General features: G+C 63.3%; 13 protein-coding genes and 2 pseudogenes. 8 read left to right on the top strand and 7 right to left on the bottom strand.

What is annotated here, in order from left to right; translation table 11 throughout:
• Positions 1-184 precede the first annotated feature (184 nt).
• Entirely contained in the window at positions 185-1,405 is a 1,221-nt protein-coding gene (locus tag BVER_RS11385; RefSeq protein WP_050453390.1) for a CaiB/BaiF CoA transferase family protein, read from the bottom strand.
• 240 nt (positions 1,406-1,645) lie between these two features.
• On the opposite strand from BVER_RS11385, the gene alaS reads away from it, so the two are divergent.
• From alaS to BVER_RS33670, 8 genes are all read left to right on the top strand, one after another.
• Positions 1,646-4,270, top strand: a complete 2,625-nt coding sequence (alaS, locus tag BVER_RS11380; protein WP_050453389.1) for an alanine--tRNA ligase — start codon at positions 1,646-1,648, stop codon at positions 4,268-4,270.
• Positions 4,271-4,400: 130 nt separating this feature from the next.
• Positions 4,401-4,637 (top strand): hypothetical protein, encoded by a 237-nt coding sequence (locus BVER_RS11375; protein WP_050453388.1) that lies wholly within the window; start codon positions 4,401-4,403, stop codon positions 4,635-4,637.
• A gap of 121 nt (positions 4,638-4,758) precedes the next feature.
• A complete protein-coding gene (locus tag BVER_RS11370) occupies positions 4,759-5,793 on the top strand; it encodes a threonine aldolase family protein (RefSeq protein ID WP_050453393.1) in 1,035 nt (344 codons plus the stop codon).
• Positions 5,794-6,114: 321 nt separating this feature from the next.
• Positions 6,115-6,552 carry an acyl-CoA thioesterase gene (locus BVER_RS11365; protein ID WP_050453387.1) on the top strand — a complete coding sequence of 146 codons (438 nt, stop codon included), beginning with the start codon at positions 6,115-6,117 and terminating at the stop codon, positions 6,550-6,552.
• A 12-nt stretch (positions 6,553-6,564) separates the two neighbouring features.
• A complete protein-coding gene (locus tag BVER_RS11360) occupies positions 6,565-7,503 on the top strand; it encodes a branched-chain amino acid ABC transporter permease (protein WP_050453392.1) in 939 nt (312 codons plus the stop codon).
• Positions 7,496-10,036: a branched-chain amino acid ABC transporter ATP-binding protein/permease gene (locus tag BVER_RS36445; protein ID WP_232316496.1), complete on the top strand. Its 2,541-nt coding sequence runs from the start codon at positions 7,496-7,498 to the stop codon at positions 10,034-10,036. Before BVER_RS11360 ends, BVER_RS36445 begins: the two co-directional genes overlap by 8 nt.
• 41 nt (positions 10,037-10,077) lie before the next feature.
• The gene (locus BVER_RS11345) at positions 10,078-10,326 is read left to right on the top strand and encodes a FitA-like ribbon-helix-helix domain-containing protein (RefSeq protein WP_050453385.1); all 249 of its coding nucleotides are present in this window, start codon (positions 10,078-10,080) and stop codon (positions 10,324-10,326) included.
• 109 nt (positions 10,327-10,435) lie between these two features.
• Entirely contained in the window at positions 10,436-10,636 is a 201-nt protein-coding gene (locus tag BVER_RS33670; protein ID WP_232316495.1) for a PIN domain-containing protein, read from the top strand.
• A gap of 148 nt (positions 10,637-10,784) precedes the next feature.
• Here the strand turns inward: BVER_RS33670 and iolB are convergent, their stop codons facing one another.
• The 6 genes and pseudogenes from iolB to BVER_RS11310 form a co-directional block, all read right to left on the bottom strand.
• Positions 10,785-11,591, bottom strand: a complete 807-nt coding sequence (gene iolB, locus BVER_RS11335; RefSeq protein ID WP_050453384.1) for a 5-deoxy-glucuronate isomerase — start codon at positions 11,589-11,591, stop codon at positions 10,785-10,787.
• Entirely contained in the window at positions 11,588-12,490 is a 903-nt protein-coding gene (iolE, locus tag BVER_RS11330) for a myo-inosose-2 dehydratase (RefSeq protein WP_050453383.1), read from the bottom strand. The genes iolB and iolE overlap by 4 nt, the downstream gene beginning before the upstream one ends.
• A 9-nt stretch (positions 12,491-12,499) precedes the next feature.
• On the bottom strand, positions 12,500-14,434 hold the full coding sequence (gene iolD / locus BVER_RS11325; protein WP_370444230.1) for a 3D-(3,5/4)-trihydroxycyclohexane-1,2-dione acylhydrolase (decyclizing): 1,935 nt from the start codon (positions 14,432-14,434) through the stop codon (positions 12,500-12,502).
• Positions 14,431-16,343, bottom strand: a pseudogene (locus BVER_RS11320) (bifunctional 5-dehydro-2-deoxygluconokinase/5-dehydro-2-deoxyphosphogluconate aldolase). The gene iolD and the pseudogene BVER_RS11320 overlap by 4 nt, the downstream one beginning before the upstream one ends.
• Positions 16,344-16,356: 13 nt before the next feature.
• On the bottom strand, positions 16,357-17,142 hold the full coding sequence (locus BVER_RS11315; RefSeq protein WP_050453382.1) for an ATP-binding cassette domain-containing protein: 786 nt from the start codon (positions 17,140-17,142) through the stop codon (positions 16,357-16,359).
• A 13-nt stretch (positions 17,143-17,155) separates the two neighbouring features.
• Positions 17,156-18,322: pseudogene (locus tag BVER_RS11310) on the bottom strand (ABC transporter permease).
• Between the last annotated feature and the right edge of the window lie 128 nt (positions 18,323-18,450).

Raw genomic sequence — 18,450 nt, 5'->3', positions numbered from 1 at the left:
CAAAAGATGAGATGTAAACACATTTCTTCAAATGTGAACAGAGCCTAGTGCTGTGCCGGGACCGGCCAAGAAGGTGCTTAGGATCGGACAAGTGGCTTTCTTTGGTTACATTCTTTGCCGCCGCAAAGAAAGTGACCCCACCGCCGGGGAGGCGGTTACTGAAAATCCATCGCAAAAAACGCCATTAAATGACCTTCCGCTCCCGCAGGGCATCAATGCGCCGAACATCATAGCCGAGCAATTCAGCAAGCACCTTAGCAGTATGCTCTCCAAAAACCGGCGGATGCACCCTTGCCTCGACCGGCGTCGCACTCATCTTAATCGGACTGGCAACAAGCTTGACATCCCCCCCGCTAGGATGCGGCAAATCAATCTGCATCCCACGCGCAACAACCTGAGGATCATCGAACACTTCACCGAGATCGTTGATCGGCCCACAAGGGACGCCCGCCGCCTCGAGTGCCGCAAGCCATTCGTGCTTGCCCTTCGAACGCACCATCTCGGCAAGAATAGGCACAAGCACATCCCGATTCCGCACACGCGAAGGATTGACCGCAAACCGAGGATCATCGGCGAGATCCGAACGTCCGCCCGCTTCGACGAACTTGCGAAACTGCCCGTCATTCCCCACGGCCACGATGATCCAGCCATCGCTCGTCTGAAACGTCTGATACGGCACGATGTTCGGATGCGCATTGCCCCAGCGCACCGGCGGCTTGCCGCTCGCAAGAAAGTTGGTGTTCATGTTGGCGAGCATCGCGACCTGCACGTCGAGCAGCGCCATGTCGATGTATTGCCCCTCGCCAGTCCGGTCCCGATGCGACAAAGCCGCGAGCACGCCGACCGTCGCATACATGCCCGTCATCAGGTCGGAAATCGCGACGCCGGCTTTCTGTGGACCGCCGCCGGGCTGCCCGTCGCGCTCGCCGGTGATCGACATGAATCCGCCGATGCCCTGAATGATGAAGTCGTACCCCGCGCGATGCGCATACGGCCCGGTCTGCCCGAAGCCCGTCACCGAGCAATAGACGATATCCGGCTTCACCGCCTTGAGCGACTCGTAATCGAGCCCGTACTTCTTCAATTGCCCGACCTTGTAGTTCTCGAGCACGACATCGCTCTGCGCGGCCAGTTCGCGCACGATGCGCTGGCCCTCCGGCGACGCGATATCCACCGTCACCAACCGCTTGTTGCGATTCGCCGCGAGGTAATACGCGGCTTCGCGCGTATCTTCGCCATCGGGCGTTTTCAGATAGGGCGGGCCCCAGTGACGGGTGTCGTCGCCGACTTCGGGACGTTCGATCTTGATGACGTCCGCGCCGAGATCGGCAAGCGTCTGCGCGCACCAGGGACCCGCCAGCACGCGGGTCAGGTCCAGCACGCGGATATGACTCAAGGCTCCCATTCGTCGTTTCTCGCTAGCGAAAGTGGCTCACGGTTAGGGAATGTCGCACAGATCGGACGCCCGTGCGATAACCAATTGCGCCGATCGCGACCTCGGGCGCCGCGCGACGGGCGGGCGCGGCGAATCCCGTATAATCAAAAATTACCTCAGCCTGTCGGAAAGCCCCGCTGCATAAGCAATCGCGCGTGCATCGAATAAGCCACAGGCGACACCAAAACCGCAGAAAAAGTCCCGGACGCCATGAAAGCCGCCGAAATTCGCGAGAAGTTCCTGAAGTTTTTCGAATCGAAGGGCCATACGATCGTCCGTTCGTCGAGCCTCGTGCCCGGCAACGACCCGACGCTGCTCTTCACCAACTCGGGCATGGTCCAGTTCAAGGACGTGTTCCTGGGCGCCGAATCGCGGCCGTACAAGCGCGCGACCACCGCGCAGCGCAGCGTGCGCGCGGGCGGCAAGCACAACGACCTCGAAAACGTCGGCTACACCGCGCGGCATCACACGTTCTTCGAGATGCTCGGCAACTTCTCGTTCGGCGACTACTTCAAGCGCGATGCCATCCATTACTGCTGGGAACTGCTGACCAAGGTCTATCAGCTTCCGGCGGAAAAGCTCACGGTCACCGTCTACAAGAAAGACGACGAAGCCTTCGACATCTGGGCGAAGGAAATCGGCGTGCCGGTCGAGCGCATCATCCGCATCGGCGACAACAAGGGCGCGCGTTACGCATCGGACAACTTCTGGCTAATGGCCGACACCGGCCCGTGCGGCCCGTGCTCGGAAGTGTTCTATGACCACGGCCCGGAAATCTGGGGCGGCCCGCCGGGATCGGCGGAAGAAGATGGCGATCGTTTCATCGAGATCTGGAATCTCGTGTTCATGCAGTTCAACCGCGACGCGCAAGGCAACATGACGCCGCTGCCCAAGCAGTGCGTCGATACCGGCATGGGCCTGGAACGTCTCGCCGCCTTGCTCCAGCACGTACACAGCAACTACGAGATCGATCTGTTCCAGAACCTGATCAAGGCCGCGTCGCGCGAAACGAATACGCCCGATCTGGAAAACAACTCGCTGAAGGTCATCGCCGACCACATTCGCGCGTGCTCGTTCCTGATCGTCGATGGCGTGATTCCCGGCAACGAAGGCCGTGGCTACGTGCTGCGCCGGATCGTGCGCCGCGCGATTTGTCACGGCTACAAGCTCGGCAAGAAAAGCGCGTTCTTCAACAAGCTGGTGGCCGATCTCGTCGTGGAAATGGGCGCGGCGTATCCGGAACTGGCCGATGCGCAACAGCGCGTCACCGATGTTTTGCGTCAGGAAGAAGAGCGCTTCTTCGAGACCATCGAACACGGCATGTCGATTCTGGAAGGCGAACTCGCCGATCTGGAGAAGAAGGGCGTCAAGCAACTCGACGGCGAACTGGCATTCAAGCTGCACGACACCTACGGCTTCCCGCTCGATCTGACGGCGGACGTGTGCCGCGAACGCGGCGTGACCGTCGACGAACCCGCGTTCGACGACGCCATGGCGCGTCAGCGCGATCAGGCGCGCGCGGCGGGCAAGTTCAAGCTCGCGGCGGGCCTCGAATACAGCGGCGAAAAGACCACCTTCCACGGCTACGAGAAAGAAGCCTTCGACGACGCGAAGATCATCGCGTTGTACGTGGATGGCGTGTCCGTGAAGGAAGCGCGCGACGGCCAGCAAGCGGTCGTCGTGCTCGATCACACGCCGTTCTACGCAGAATCCGGCGGTCAGGTGGGCGATCAGGGCGTGCTGTCGAATGCATCGGTGCGCTTCGCCGTCACCGATACGCTGAAGGTGCAGGCCGATGTCGTCGGTCATCACGGCACGGTCGAGCAAGGCACGCTGAAGGTCGGCGATGTCGTGAAAGCGGAAATCGACGCCGTGCGCCGCGCCCGCACCGCGCGAAATCACTCGGCGACGCATTTGATGCACAAGGCGCTGCGCGAAGTGCTCGGCGGCCATGTGCAGCAGAAAGGCTCGCTGGTGGACGCCGACAAGACGCGCTTCGACTTCGCCCACAACGCGCCGATGACGGATGATGAAATCCGTCGCGTCGAGCAGATCGTCAACTCGGAGATCCTGCTGAATGCGCCCGGCATCGTGCAAGTCATGCCGTACGACGAAGCGGTGAAGGGCGGCGCGATGGCGCTGTTCGGCGAAAAGTACGGCGACACGGTTCGCGTGCTCGATCTCGGCTTCTCGCGCGAACTCTGCGGCGGCACGCACGTTCAGCGCACCGGCGATATCGGCCTGTTCAAGATCGTGGTGGAAGGCGGCGTCGCGGCGGGCATTCGCCGCGTCGAGGCGATCACCGGCGACAACGCCGTGCGATTCGTGCAGGACCTCGATCAGCGCATCAACGCGGCGGCGGGCGTGCTGAAGGCGCAGCCTTCGGAACTGACACAACGTATCGTGCAGGTTCAGGAGCACGTGAAGTCGCTGGAGAAGGAACTCGCGACGCTCAAGTCGAAGCTCGCCGCCAATCAGGGCGATGAACTCGTCTCGCAAGCCGTCGATGTCTCGGGCGTGCAGGTGCTCGCCGCGCAACTCGAAGGCGCGGACGTCAAGACGCTGCGCGAAACCGTCGACAAGCTGAAGGACAAGCTCAAGAGCGCGGCCATCGTGCTCGCGGCGGTCGAAGGCGGCAAGGTCAGCCTGATCGCGGGCGTGACGGCGGATGCATCGAAGAAGGTGAAGGCGGGCGAACTCGTCAACTTCGTCGCGCAGCAAGTGGGCGGCAAGGGCGGCGGACGTCCCGACATGGCGCAGGCGGGCGGCACCGAGCCGGCCAATCTGCCGGCCGCGCTCGCGGGCGTGACGAACTGGGTTCAACAGCAGCTTTAAACCAGTCGGAATCGACTGTTGAATGAACGGCCCGATGGCAAAAGTCATCGGGCCGTTTGCTTTTTGTCAGGCACACGGCGTGCGTCTTCCTTCGGGCTGTTCAAGCTCAACTACAAAGGGAGACGCAATCATGAGTCGCAAACTCGTATCCATCATGCTGGCCTCGACGATGTTCATCGCAGCGGGCGCGGCACAGGCGAAGGGCTGTATCGAAGGCGCGGCGGTCGGCGGCGTCGCGGGGCACGTGGCGGGCAAGCACGGCACCGCGGGCGCCGTGGGCGGCTGTGCCATCGGTCATCATGAAGCCAGCAAGAAGGAAAAGAAGGCGCAGGAAGCCAATGCCGCGAGCGCGCCGAGCGGCAAGTAAGCAGACATCGTGCGAACGGCTGCATTTCCGCCAGCCGTTAAAATGGGCGATCGCTCGGGCGTGATCATCGCGCCCGAGCCAACGATCGACGCACACGCCCATGACCGCGCCCACCGAATCCATCCAGCACTTCGCCTCCGATAACTACGCCGGCATTTGCCCCGAAGCGCTCGCCGCGCTCGTGCAGGCCAACACCAGCGGCCACGAACCCGCTTACGGCGACGATTCGTGGACTTCGCAAGTCTGCGACCGCATCCGCGATCTGTTTCAGACCGACTGCGAAGTCTTCTTCGTGTTCAACGGCACGGCGGCGAATTCGCTGGCGCTGGCGTCGCTCTGTCAGTCGTATCACTCGGTGATCTGCCACGAACTGGCGCATATCGAAACCGACGAATGCGGCGGTCCCGAGTTCTTTTCCGGCGGCTCGAAACTGCTGACGGCGAAGGGCGAAAACGGCAAGCTGACGCCCGATGCGATCGAAGAGCTCGTCACGCGTCGCGCGGACATCCACTATCCGAAGCCGAAGGTCGTCGCGCTCACGCAGGCGACGGAAGTCGGTACGGTCTATACCGTCGAGGAAGTGCGGGCAATCGCGGCCATCGCCAAACGGCGGCATCTGAAGGTGCATATGGACGGCGCGCGATTCGCGAACGCGGTGGCGTCGCTGAACGTGCATCCGTCGGAGATTACGTGGCGCGCGGGCGTCGACGTGCTGTGTTTCGGCGGCACGAAAAACGGCTTGCCGGTGGGCGAGGCGGTCGTGTTCTTCGACAAGGCGCTCGCCACCGATTTCGCTTATCGGCTGAAACAGGAGGGCCAGCTCGCCTCGAAGATGCGCTTCATCTCCGCGCCGTGGCTCGGCCTGCTTGACGACGACGTCTGGCTGCGCAACGCACGCCACGCCAACGCGATGGCGCAACTGATGGCCGCACGCCTCGCGGATCTTCCCGGCGTCAAACTGATGTTCCAGCCCGAAGCCAACGCCGTGTTCGCGGAATTGCCGACGCACGTCGCGACGGCGCTGCGCGCAAAGGGCTGGCGCTTCTATCAGTTCATCGGCTCGGGCGGCTGCCGCCTGATGTGCGCGTGGGACACGAAACAGGAAACCGTCGAACGCTTCACGGACGAGGTCCGCGCGCTGTGCGGGAAGGCGTAAAAGCAATTCTGGAACGTTTGACATCGCCTGTTCGCGTTGCCAAGATGGCCGCGCAAAGCGGTGAACCAGTCAGTCAAAGGGCGCGGTAACACGGATCGCATGGGAGCCGGTCGCGCGTTGATTGGCGGGGCGACTTGCTATTGCGGGTCCACGAAGGAATCGCAATAGCGGTAGCTCGGAGAAGTAACTGGTGCCGAAAAAAGCGGCTTTCTTTGGTGATTTTCTTTGCCGCCGCAAAGAAAGTTACCCCTCCGCCGGGGAGGCGGTTACTGCACAAGAAAGCGCGACACCCGAAAACGCAGCCCACGAAAGAGACGCGCAATGACCAAACCCATCCCGAAAAACCGCACCGACTACCCGCACTTACTCCCGATCACGACCCGCTGGTCCGACAACGACGTCTACGGCCACGTCAACAACGTCGTCTACTACAGCTACTTCGACACGGTCGTGAACGAGTACCTGCTCCGCCACGGCGTCCTCGATTTCAGCGCAGGCGAAACCATCGGCCTGGTGGTCGAAACGCACTGCAACTTCTTCGCGCCGCTGGTGTTCCCGGAACCGATCGAAGCCGGCCTGCGCGTCGAAAAACTCGGCAACACGAGCGTGCGCTACGAAGTGGCGATCTTCGCCCAAGGCTCCGACGATGCCGCCGCGCAAGGCCATTTCGTCCACGTCTACGTCGATCGCGTGACGCGCCGTCCCGTACCGCTGCCCGCGCCGCTCGTCGACGTGCTGAAGCGGCTCGTCACCGCCTGAGGCTGCATCTTGCTGCAGTGGTTCAGCGTAAGTCTGCTCAACGGCGTGAGCGTCGGTTTGCTGCTCTTCATGTTGTCGGCGGGCCTCACGCTGATCTTTTCGATGCTGGGCGTGCTCAACTTCGCGCATGCGAGCTTCTACATGCTCGGAGCCTATGTCGGTCAGGCGCTCGCCGCGTACGGCGGATTCTGGTTCGCGCTGATCTGCGCGCCGCCGCTCGTCGGCATCGGCGGGGCATGCTTCGAGCGCACGCTGCTGCGACGCGTGCATGCGCGCGGCGCGCTCGCGGAATTGCTGCTGACCTTCGGCGCGGCCATCGTGATCGGCGAGGGCGTGAAGCTCGTCTGGGGACTCGGTCCGCAGCCCGCCGCGATTCCCGCCGTGCTCGACGGTCCGCTGTTCTCTTTGTACGGCGCGGAATTTCCCCGCTATCGCGCTTTCATGATGACGCTCGCCGTGCTGATGCTCGGCGCGCTGTGGCTCGTGCTGCGTCTGTCGAAAACGGGGCTGATCGTGCGAGCCGCGCTCACGCATCCATCGACGGTCGAGGCGCTCGGACACGACGTGCCGCGCGTCTTCACGACGGTGTTCGCCATCGGCATCGCGCTGGCGGCGCTGGCGGGCGTGATCGGCGCGCCGCTCGCCGTCATCGAACCCGGCATGGCCGATGCGATGGGACCGATCGTGTTCGTCGTCGTCGTGATCGGCGGCATCGGATCGCTGGCGGGCGCGCTGGCGGCGTCGCTTCTGATCGGCTGCGTGCAGACCTTCGCGGTCGGCGCGACGGCATCGGCGGGCAGCATCGCCGCATCGTTTGGCGTGACGCTGCCGCCCGCGTGGGCCGCATTGACCGTCACGCAACTCGCGCCCGTGCTGCCGTATCTGCTGCTCGTCGCGATGCTCGCAATGCGCCCGCGCGGGTTTTTCGGCGAGCGCGCCTTCGATGCTTAAATTCATCGCCCTGATCGCGGCGCTCGCGCTGCCGCCCGTGTTGTTCGATCAATCCTGGCTGCTCGCCTACCTCGCGCAGACCGCGACGCTGATCGTCTTCGCGCTGTCGTACAACCTGCTGCTCGGCGAAACCGGTTTGCTGTCGTTCGGCCACGCGGTGTATTCGGGACTCGGCGCGTTCGCGGCCGCGCATGTGTTCAACCGCTTCGGCGTGCCCTTGCCGATGCTGCCGCTCGTCGGCGGTATCGCGGCGTTGCTCGCGGTGTTCGTGTTCGGCGCGATCTCGACGCAACGCGCCGGCACCGCTTTCGCGATGATCACGCTCGGCATCGGCGAGCTCGTCGCGGCGAGCGTGTGGCTCGTGCCGGGCTGGTTCGGCGGCGAGGGCGGCGTGACGATCGATCGCGCGAGCGGCGCGCCTTTGTTCGCGTGGACGTTCGGGCCGTCGCGCGAGGCGTATGCGCTGATCGCGTGTTGGTGCGTGTTGTCGTGTGTGGCGATGTTCGCCCTCTCGCGCACGCCGATGTGCCGCCTCGCCAACGCCGTGCGCGACAATCCAGCGAGCGCGGCGGCGATCGGCTTCGCGCCGCGTCGCGTGCGCTGGACGATGCTGCTGGTCGCGGCGTTTTTTGCGGGCATCGCGGGCGTGCTGTCGCTGATCAACGTGGAGCTGGTGTCATCGGAGAGCGTCGGCTTGGCGCGTTCGACGAGCGCGCTGGTCGCGACCGTGATCGGCGGCGCGGGATCGTTTTTCGGGCCGGTGATCGGCGCGGTGTTGCTGACGTTTTTCAGCACGGCGGTGGCGAGCGTGTCCGCGGCATGGCCGATGTACCTCGGCCTGTTCTTCGTGTGGGTCGTCGTGGCCGCGCCCGAAGGCGTCGCCGGTTGGCTCAGGCGCGATGCGCGCGCGCTGTGGCTGGGCGCGCTTGGCGCGCTCGCGTGGAGCGTCGCAGCCGATGGCGATCGTCGAGACCTTGTACGCGCGTCATGCCGATACCGCCACGCTACCGCGCGGCGCATGGATCGTTGCGATTCCTTCCATGCTGATCGCGCTCTGGCTCGCGCGGCGTTCGCGGAGCGGGCGATGACGCGCGCGCTCGAACTTCGTGGCATCGCCAAACGCTTCGGCGCGACGCAAGTCCTGCATGGCGTCGATTTGCGCGTCGAGGCGGGCGAGCGGCACGCGCTGATCGGGCCGAACGGCGCGGGCAAGTCCACGCTGTTCGATGTGATTTCGGGCCGCACGCGGCCGAGCGATGGGCGCATTGTCGCGAGCGGCATCGACATTACCGGACGGCCGCCGCAACGCGTGAGCCGGATGCTCGCGCGCAGTTTCCAGACGACGAGCGTGTTCGCGGGCCTGTCGGTGCTCGACAATCTGCGATGCGCGTGTCTGGGCGCGGCGTCGTCGCGCATGCTCGACCGCTGGCTGCTTTCGCGCGACATCGACCGCAAAGCCCGCGCGATGCTCGAAGCGATCGGCTTCGCCGCACGCGCCGACGATCCCGCCGCGCAACTGGCCTACGCGGAGCAACGCGCGCTCGACCTGGGCCTCGCGCTCGCCACCGACGCGCCGCTGATCCTGCTCGACGAACCGACCGCCGGCATGAACCGCGCCGAGGCCGCGCGCGCACGCGCTGATCCGCGCGACCACGGCGGGCCGCACGCTGCTCGTCATCGAACACGATATGGACGCGGTCTTCGGCCTCGCCGATCGCATTTCGGTGCTGGTGCGCGGGCGTGTGATCGCATCGGATACGCCGGACGCGATCCGCGCGAATCGCGATGTACGCGAGGCTTATCTGGGCGATGCGCCATGAACGCGCTGCTGCGGATCGGCGAACTGCGCGCCTGGCATGGCGCGGCGCAGGCGCTGCACGGCGTGAATCTGTCGATCGGCGCGGGCGAAGCGCTGGCGCTCATCGGCCGCAACGGTTCGGGACGCTCGACGCTCGCAAAAGCCATCATGGGCCTCGTGCGATGCGAGGGCGAACTGCGCTTTCGCGAGACATCGATGATCGGCATGCGGCCGTTTCAGATCGCGCGGCTCGGCATTGGCTACGTGCCCGAAACGCGCGATGCGTTTCCGACGCTGAGCGTGCGCGACAACCTGCTGCTTGGCGAGCGCGCCGGTTCGCGCTTCACGCTCGACGATGCCTACGCGCTGTTTCCCGTGCTGCGCGAACGGGCCGCGGTGAAAGCGGGCGCGCTATCGGGCGGCGAGCAGCAGATGCTGTCGCTGGCTCGCGCGCTGGCGGGCGATCCGTCGCTGATCGTCGTCGACGAACCGGGCGAAGGACTCGCGCCGCAAATGGTCGCGCAAGTGGGCGCGTGCCTCGCGACGCTGCGCGATCGCGGCGTCGCCATTCTGCTGATCGAAGAGCGGTTGACGATTGCACGGATGCTGGATGCGCGGGTGGCGGTGATGTGGCGGGGGGTGGTGAGGTTTGATGGATCGTTGGCGGCGCTGGAGCAAAACGAGCAAGTGATGCACGAATGGCTGTCGGTCGGAGCATCGGATAATTCGCGCTAATATGCCGTTATGCAAATTCGCGGCGGTGAAAGGAGGTCTGCATGGCAGCCATGACCATTCGGAATATCGACGAACAACTCGAAACGCGCTTGCGTCGGCAGGCCGCTTTGCATGGGCATTCGATGGAAGACGAAGCGCGCGACATCCTGCGCGCGACGCTTTCGACCGAACCTGTGCGCGGCAAGAGTCTCGTCGAGTCGATTCGCTCGCGCATCGAACCGCTCGGCGGCGTCGAACTCGAGTTGCCCGCGCGTGAAGGGATCCGCGAACCATCGGGCCTGGGCGAATGATCGTCCTCGATACAAATGTTTTATCCGAAGTGCTGCGCCCTGTACCCGAACAGCGGGTTTTGGCGTGGCTGGAAGATCAGACTCGCTCGGCGCTCTGTTCACCACTACGGTGACGCGCGGCGAAATCTTCTATGGATTGCGGCTCTTGCCGTCCGGCGCGCGCCGGCAAAACTTGTGGGACGCGACGCAAGTCATCTTCAACGAAGATTTTGCGGGCCGGGTGCTGAGCTTCGACAACGATGCCGTCGACGCCTATGCCGAGATCGCGGCGTCGAGAAGAGCGATCGGCAAGCCCATCAGTCAGTTCTGATGCGATGATCGCGGCCGTGGTTCGATCGCGCGGCGCGACTTTGGCGACTCGCAACGTGAAGGACTTCGTCGACTGCGGAATCGAGATCGTCGATCCGTGGAGCGCCTAGCGAGCGCGGACGCCAAGTCCCGCGCTCGCGAATGAGCGCTCAAGCCTTACTATCCCGCTCCACGATCCACTCATGCTTCGGATCGTTCTTGAAGTGCCACGTCCGCTTGTCGCCGGCCATCACGTTGAGATAGTAGTTGTCGTAGCCATACGGCACGACCACCGGGTGATACCCACGCGGCACCATCACCACATCGTGATTTTCGACGGCCATCGTTTCGTCGAGATCGCGTTCGTCTGTATAGACGCGCTGAAACGCAAAGCCTTGCGGCGGATTCAGCCGATGATAGTAAGTCTCTTCCAGCGAGCTCTCGATCGGTACGTTATCCTGATCATGTTTATGCGGCGGGTAACTCGATGCATGTCCGCCCGGCGTGCGAACTTCCACTACCAGCAGCGACTCGGCCGTTTCCGTCTGCGGAAGAATATCGCAGACGTAACGCCTATTCGCGTTTTTGCCGCGCGTCAATCGTTTCATCTGCGAAGGCTCGATCAATCGCGGCGGATACACACCCTTGGCCGGTGCGCTCGCCACGCCGATCTCCGCATCGCGTTCGGCGCGAACGATGGCCGCGAGCTTCGGCGGAATATAAACCGCATACGGCGCGGCATCTTCGAACACGCTGTCGCGCGAGCCGATCGACGCCCATTGCTCGTCGCCGGCCTCGACGCTCACCGTGCCCGTCAGCACGACGATGCAGCTTTCGCGATCCGCATCGTAGACGTGGATGACATCGCCCGCATCGAGCCGATATGCCGCGAAGCCCACATGCTTCCAGCCCGCCGAATCGGGCGTGACGCGCGAGATGGTCTGACCTTCGCGCGATGCTTTCACCAACAGAGTCATGCCGCCTCCTTGAAGGTTGCGTCGACGAGCCCGCGCAACGTGCGATAGCCTCGGTCGGCGTATTCGTAACTCGGCGCGATCACCGGATCCTGCTCGGCTTCGACGACGAGCCAGCCGTTGTAGTCATGCTTCGCCAGACACGCGATGATGCCCGGATAATCGACGCAGCCATTGCCCGGTACGCTGAACGCGTCGTTGATCACCGCATCCAGGAAGCTCCAGTTGCGATTGCGCGCGAGCTTCACGATCTCCGGACGCACGTCCTTGCAATGCACATGGCAGACACGCGCGATATGCTTTTGCAGCACGCTCAACGCATCGCCGCCCGCGAAGGTGATGTGGCCCGCATCGAACAGAAGACCGACGGCGTCGTTCGTCAGCGACATCAGACGATCGACGTCCGCGGCCGTCTCCACATACGCGCCCATGTGATGATGATAGGCCACCCGCACGCCGCGCGAGAGCGTGAATTCGGCGAAACGGTTCAAGCGCTCCGCATACTGCGTCCACTGTGCATCGGAAAAGAAACGCGGCCGCTGATACAGGGGCTGCGGCGCGCCCTGAATCGAATTCGCGACCTCGTCGTAGACCATCACGTTCGCGCCGTTCTTCGCGAGCAGATCGAGATGCGGACCGACCGCTTCCATTTCCTCTTCCGCGCTGCGTTCCGCGAGACGTCCCGAATACCATCCCGACACCAGCGCGAGATCATATTGCGCGAGCAATGTTTTCAGCGCATGCGGCTCGCGCGGAAACTTGTTGCCGAGTTCGAAGCCTTCATAGCCGATCTGCTTTCCTTCGCTCAACGCGGTCGACAAGGGCGTTTCGCCGCCGAGCGAAGGAAGATCGTCGTTCATCCACGACAAAGGGTTCACGCCGATGCGTACGTTCAATGCCATGTTCGATCCTTATCCGTTATTGCGGGCTTTCACGGCCTGTTCGTAGGCTTCGCGCGCGCGATTCACCGATGCGCGATCCGATACTTCCGGCACCGCGACTTCCCACCACCAGCCGCCTTCCTCGGTGGGGCGCGCCGGATCGGTGTCGATCGAAATCAGATAGCTGCGATCGGCGGCGCGGGCGCGCTTCATCGCCGCTTCGAGTTCGCCGATGTTCGCGACATGCTCCGACAAGGCGCCCATCGCTTTTGCGTGCATCGCGAAGTCGATATTGGGTGCGCCAAGCGGGCCTTGCTTGCTATCGGCGATGAGATTGTTGAACGGCGCGCCGCCGCACGCCTGCTGCAAGCGGTTGATGCAGCCGAAGCCGCGATTGTCGAGCAACACGACGATGATCTTCGCGCCGAGCATCACGGATGTGGCGAGCTCGCTGTTCATCATCAGATAGCTGCCGTCGCCGACGATCACGATGACTTCCTTCTGCGGATGCGCGAGCTTTGCGCCCAGCGCGCCTGCGATCTCGTAGCCCATGCACGAATAACCGTATTCGACGTGATAGCCGCCCGGCGCGCTGGTGCGCCAGAGTTTCTGCAGATCGGCGGGCAGCGTGCCGGCCGCGCAGACGACGATATCGTTCGACGCCGAATTCGCATCCGAGCGCTGCACCGCACCGATCACATCGGCTTCGCGCGGCAACAGACCATCGGCGACGGGCGTGTTCGTCACGTGCGCGACGGTATCGCGCCAGTCGTTCGCGAGATGATGCGCGCGCGTGGTCCATTGCGGCGACGCTTTCCACTCGCCCAGCGCTTGCGACAAGGCATCGAGCGCGAGCGCCGCATCGGCCTGCACGGCGAGCGCATTGCGCTTCAACGCATCGAACGGATTGGCGTTGATGGCGACGATGCGCGCCTGCGCGAACAACGAGTTCGAGCCGGTCGTGAAGTCCTGCAAGCGCGTGCCGATGGCGAGCACGCAATTGCTCGCTTGCGCCAGTTCGTTCGCCGACGATCCGCCCGTCACGCCGATGCCGCCGACGTTCAACGCATCGTCCCATTGCAACGCGCCTTTGCCAGCCTGCGTTTCCGCGACCGGAATGCCGTGCTTGTGCGCGAACGCGTGCAAAGCATCGGCAGCGAGGCCGTAGAGCACGCCGCCGCCGGAGATGATCATCGGTTCGCGCGATTCGCGCAGCGTCGCGGCCGCGCGTTCGATTTCGTGCGCAATTGGCGCAGGCGAATGAAACTCGACGACGCGCGGCTCGAAGAACGAAGCGGGGTAGTCGTAGGCCATCGCCTGCACGTCTTGCGGCAAGGCTAGCGTGACCGGGCCGCATTGCGCGGCATCGGTGAGAATGCGGATCGCGCGCGGCAGGGCGCTCAGCAATTGCGCCGGATGCACGATGCGATCGAAGTATCGTGAGACGGCTTTCAACGCATCGTTCGCGGATGCGCCGCCATCGTGCGCATCTTCGACTTGCTGAAGCACCGGATCGGGCGCGCGCGACACGAAGATATCGCCTGGCAGCAACAACACCGGCAAGCGATTCACATGCGCCAACGCCGCAGCGGTCACGAGGTTGGTCGCGCCTGGCCCGATCGACGTCGTCACGGCCATCATGCGCCGTCGCATATTCGCCTTGGCGAACGCGATCGCGCTATGCGCCATCGCCTGCTCGTTATGCGCGCGATACGTCGGAAATTCCTCGCGATGCCGATACAGCGCCTCGCCGATACCCGCCACGTTGCCGTGCCCGAAAATCGCGAAAACGCCGCCAAACAAGGGCTCGCCGTGCGCGGTGCGCTGCGCCGCGAGATAACGCACGACGGCCTGCGCGGCGGTCAGACGAAGGGTCGCGTTCACGTTCGTCTCCGTGTGAGTTGCACGCTGATTCATGCGGCCTGCTCCTGTACGACGCGATGCGACGAACGCGCGTCGCGTCATGCGCCGATGAGCGTTTCGAAGGTGCGGCGCACGCGCGCGATCAACGCATCGTCGTCGATTTCGCCCGCGAGCCACGCATGACTCGGTTCATGAAAGATGGTGCGTCCGACTGTGAAGCCCTTGCATGTCGTCGATGTCGCCGCTGCCTTGAAGCCTTCGCGCAGTTGATCGACCGCCGCCGACAAGCCGAGCAGCACGACGCCGCGACAATACGCATCGCGTTCGGCGATCAGCGCGTCGACCGCTTGCCATTGCTTCGCGCTCATCGGTTCGAGCTTCCACCATTCCGGATAGATGCCGAGGTTATACAGCCGCTTCAACGCGCGATACACCGTGTCGTCGGCGGCCCGTTCTTCGGCACGATGATCTCCAGCAGCAGTTCGTGGCCGCTCGCCTGACACGCATCGTAAAGCGCGCGAATCTGCGCTTCCTGTTCAATGCGCAGTTCGTGCGGATGATCCGGGTGATACTGCACCAGACATTTCACGACCTGTTCGCGCGGCCAGTCCGTCAGCGTGGTGCCGATCTAGCGGCCCTGATCGAAGACGAGCGGCAGCGAGCCGGGCAACTCCACCGGACGGCCGATCCACCAGCCGCGTCCCGTTGCCGCGTTCAGCGCATCCTGTCCGTATCGTCCATCGATCAGGACTCCGATTCGTTCTTGCAATCCGAGTTCCTTTTCGGTCTGCGCGACGGCATCGACGAACAGTTGCTTGAGCTTTGAAATACGCGCTTCGCTCGCGCCGGTTTGCTGCGCGAGTTCGAAAAATTGCGGACGATGATCGAATGCGAAGCCGAGCACTTCGTCCCACTGCTTGCGGTTCGGGCTCACGCGATGCAGCCGCGCGAGCGTCGCGTCCTTGTCGGGACGGCGCATACGGTCGGGATCTTTCTTTGCTTCGCCGAGGAAGTAGTCGAGTTCGGCGGGCGTGGGCATCGCGGGCGCGCAACCGTGACGCGAGACCACCAGCGCACCGCTCGCGTTGGCCGAACGCGCGCAAGCTTCGAGCGGTTCGTCGCGCAGCCATCCCGAGAGAAAGCCGGACGCGAAGGCATCGCCTGCGCCGAGCACGTTCAGCACTTCGACCTGCACGGGCGCATCGTCGATCGAAGCGGGCACCGCGCCTTCGACGATCGAGCAGCCGAGCGGCCCGCGCTTGACGACCAGCGTCGCGCTGGTGACCTTGCGCACCATCGACAGCGCATCGATCAGACGATCCTTGCCGCCCGCGATACGAAACTCTTCTTCCGTGCCGATGACGAGATCCATCAGCGGCAGAATGCGTTGCAAGTGTCCGGTGACGCTTTCATTGGCGATGAAGCGCGTCTCGCCGTCCGCTTTGCCGGTGAGTCCCCACAACACCGGACGATAGTCGATATCGAGAATCGTGCGCACGTTGTTGCGTCGCGCATATTCCAGCGCACGACGGCCCGTGCGATGCACCTGCTCGGTCGAGAAGTGCGTGCCCGTAATCAGCAGCGCCTTCGACGACGCGATATACGCCTCATCGAAATCGGCTTCGTCGACGGCCATATCCGCGCAGTTCTCGCGATAGAACACGAGCGGAAACGTATCGCGGTCTTCGAGGCCGAGCAGCACGAGCGCGGTCAGGCGTTCGTGATCCACGCGCACATGGCTCACGTCGCAGCCTTCGCGTTCCAGCGTTTCGATCAGAAAGCGTCCCATATGATCGTTGCCGACGCGCGCGAGCATCGACGACTTGAGACCGAGCCGCGCGTAGCCGAACGCGATGTTCGCCGACGAGCCACCGAGATACTTCGAAAACGTCGAGACATCCTCGAGTCGCGCGCCGACCTGCTGCGCGTAGAGATCGACCGCGAGTCGCCCGAGGCACATGATATCGCGCGCGCGATTCGGCGCGAAGCGGGAAGGGGTTTGCATTGGCATGGTCATCGTGTCCTCAGATCGTCGCGCCTTCGAGTTCGCTCATCATCTGCTGCATTTCGGCGCCGCCCGCCATCATGTCGAGCACTTCGTTCTTGCTGATGGTGTCTTTCGTGTACGTGCCCATCGAGCGGCCGCGATTGAGCAGCGTGAAGGAATTGCCGATCGGGTACGCGTGATGCACGTTGTGCGTGATGAAGATCACCGAGATGCCTTTTTCGCGCGCCTTGTGAATCAGTTTAAGCACATTGAAGGATTGCTTCACGCCGAGCGCGGCGGTCGGTTCGTCGAGAATCAGCACGCGTGCGCCGAAGTGAATCGCGCGCGCGATCGCGAGACATTGCTTCTCGCCGCCGGACATCGTGCCGATCGGCTGATGCGCGTCGCGCACGTTGATGCCCATTTCCGCGAGCTTGGCGCGCGAGGTTTCGGCGGCGAGATCGAGGTCCATCACCGTGAAGCCGAAGCGTTTTTTTTGCGGCTCGCGTCCCATGAAGAAATTGCGCGCGACGGACAGCAGCGGCACCAGCGCGAGATCCTGATACACGGTCGCGATGCCCATATCGAGCGCTTCTTTCGGCGAATCGAAATGCACCGGCTTGCCGTCGACGAGATATTCGCCATCGGACGGTTGATGCATGCCCGCCAGCGTCTTGATCAGCGTGGACTTGCCCACGCCGTTATCGCCGAGCAGGCAATGCACTTCGCCGCGTTTGAGCCGCAAGGTGACGCCGTTCAGCGCGATCACCTTGCCGAAATATTTGCTGACGTTTTCCAGCGCGAGGATGTTGTCGTCGTTCATGTCGAATCTCCCCTTATTGAGCCTGCGAAACGCGACGGCGCACGTAGTGGTTGAACAGCACGGCGATCAGAAGCATCACGCCGAGGAACACGCGGAACTAGTCCGAGCTGACGTTCGTATAAGTGATGCTGATCTGCATGACTCCGAAGATCAGTGCTCCGAAGCATGCGCCGACGACCGAACCGTAACCGCCCGTCAATAAGGTGCCGCCGATGACCGCCGCGATGATCGCTTCGAATTCCTTCTGCAAGCCGCGATCCGCCGCCGCCGAACCGATATCGCATACTTGCAGCACCGCGAACAGGCACGAACAGAATGCGGTCAGCACGAACAGCGAGATCTTCACGCGCTTGACCGGCACGCCGACGTTTTTGGCCACATTCGCATCGCCGCCGACAGCGAGAATCCAATTGCCGTAGCGCGTCTTGGCGAGCACGAAGGCGCAGACCGCGGCCATCGCGAGCCACCAGATGATGACCTTCGGAATGCCCGGCACGAGCGGTTCGCCGCTATCGAGCAACTTGCCGATGCCCATATGCGCGAGCGTCGTGAAGAGACCATGAAACGCGACGCCATGAAACAGCGCGTTGGATACGGGATCGGCCTGCGCGAGATCGCCGACGCCGGAAATGATGGTGCGATCCGCGAACATGATCGACAGCGCGAGCGTCAAGCCGCGCAGGATAAACAGGAACGCGAGCGTCACGATGAAGGACGGCAGACGCGTGCGCATCACGAGATAGCCGTTCAATGCGCCGAGCAGCATCGAGCAGACGAAGGCGAAAATGATCGCGGCCCAGATCGGCCAGTGGAAATATACCGAAGGCAGCGCGACCATCATGCCCGCGAAGCCGATCATCGAACCGATGGAGAGATCGAACTCGCCCGCGATCATCAACAGACACGCGCCGACCGCGAGAATGCCGAGATACGCGGCTACTTGCGACCAGTTCATCACGCCGTCGAGATTGAACATGCCCGACGATCCGGCGCTGAAGCCGAACACCAGAAACACGAGCACGGTGCCGGAAATCGCCGCGAATTCCGGGCGATTCAGCAGATGGCCGAACCACGAAGTCTGACGGACGCGTTCGTCGGAAGGCTTCACCTTGTCCGTTACTTCAGCGCTGTCTTGCTGAGGGTTCGCGTGAGGAGGGTAATGCTTGCCGGCTACGCCCATGATGGCTCCTTGAGACTGAATATGTCGATGCAGTACCGATGTGCGCGTCCCCGCCGCGTCCGCGAAGGGACGCAGCCAGGCGACGTTCTAAGCTTGATAAAAGCGGGCGGCGCTAAGATCGCCGCCCG

It is taken from the genome of Candidatus Burkholderia verschuerenii (genome assembly GCF_001189365.1).
Lineage (GTDB): Bacteria > Pseudomonadota > Gammaproteobacteria > Burkholderiales > Burkholderiaceae > Caballeronia > Caballeronia verschuerenii.
The sequence above is the reverse complement of the archived record's forward strand: the minus strand, read 5'-3'. Positions and strand labels throughout refer to the sequence as shown.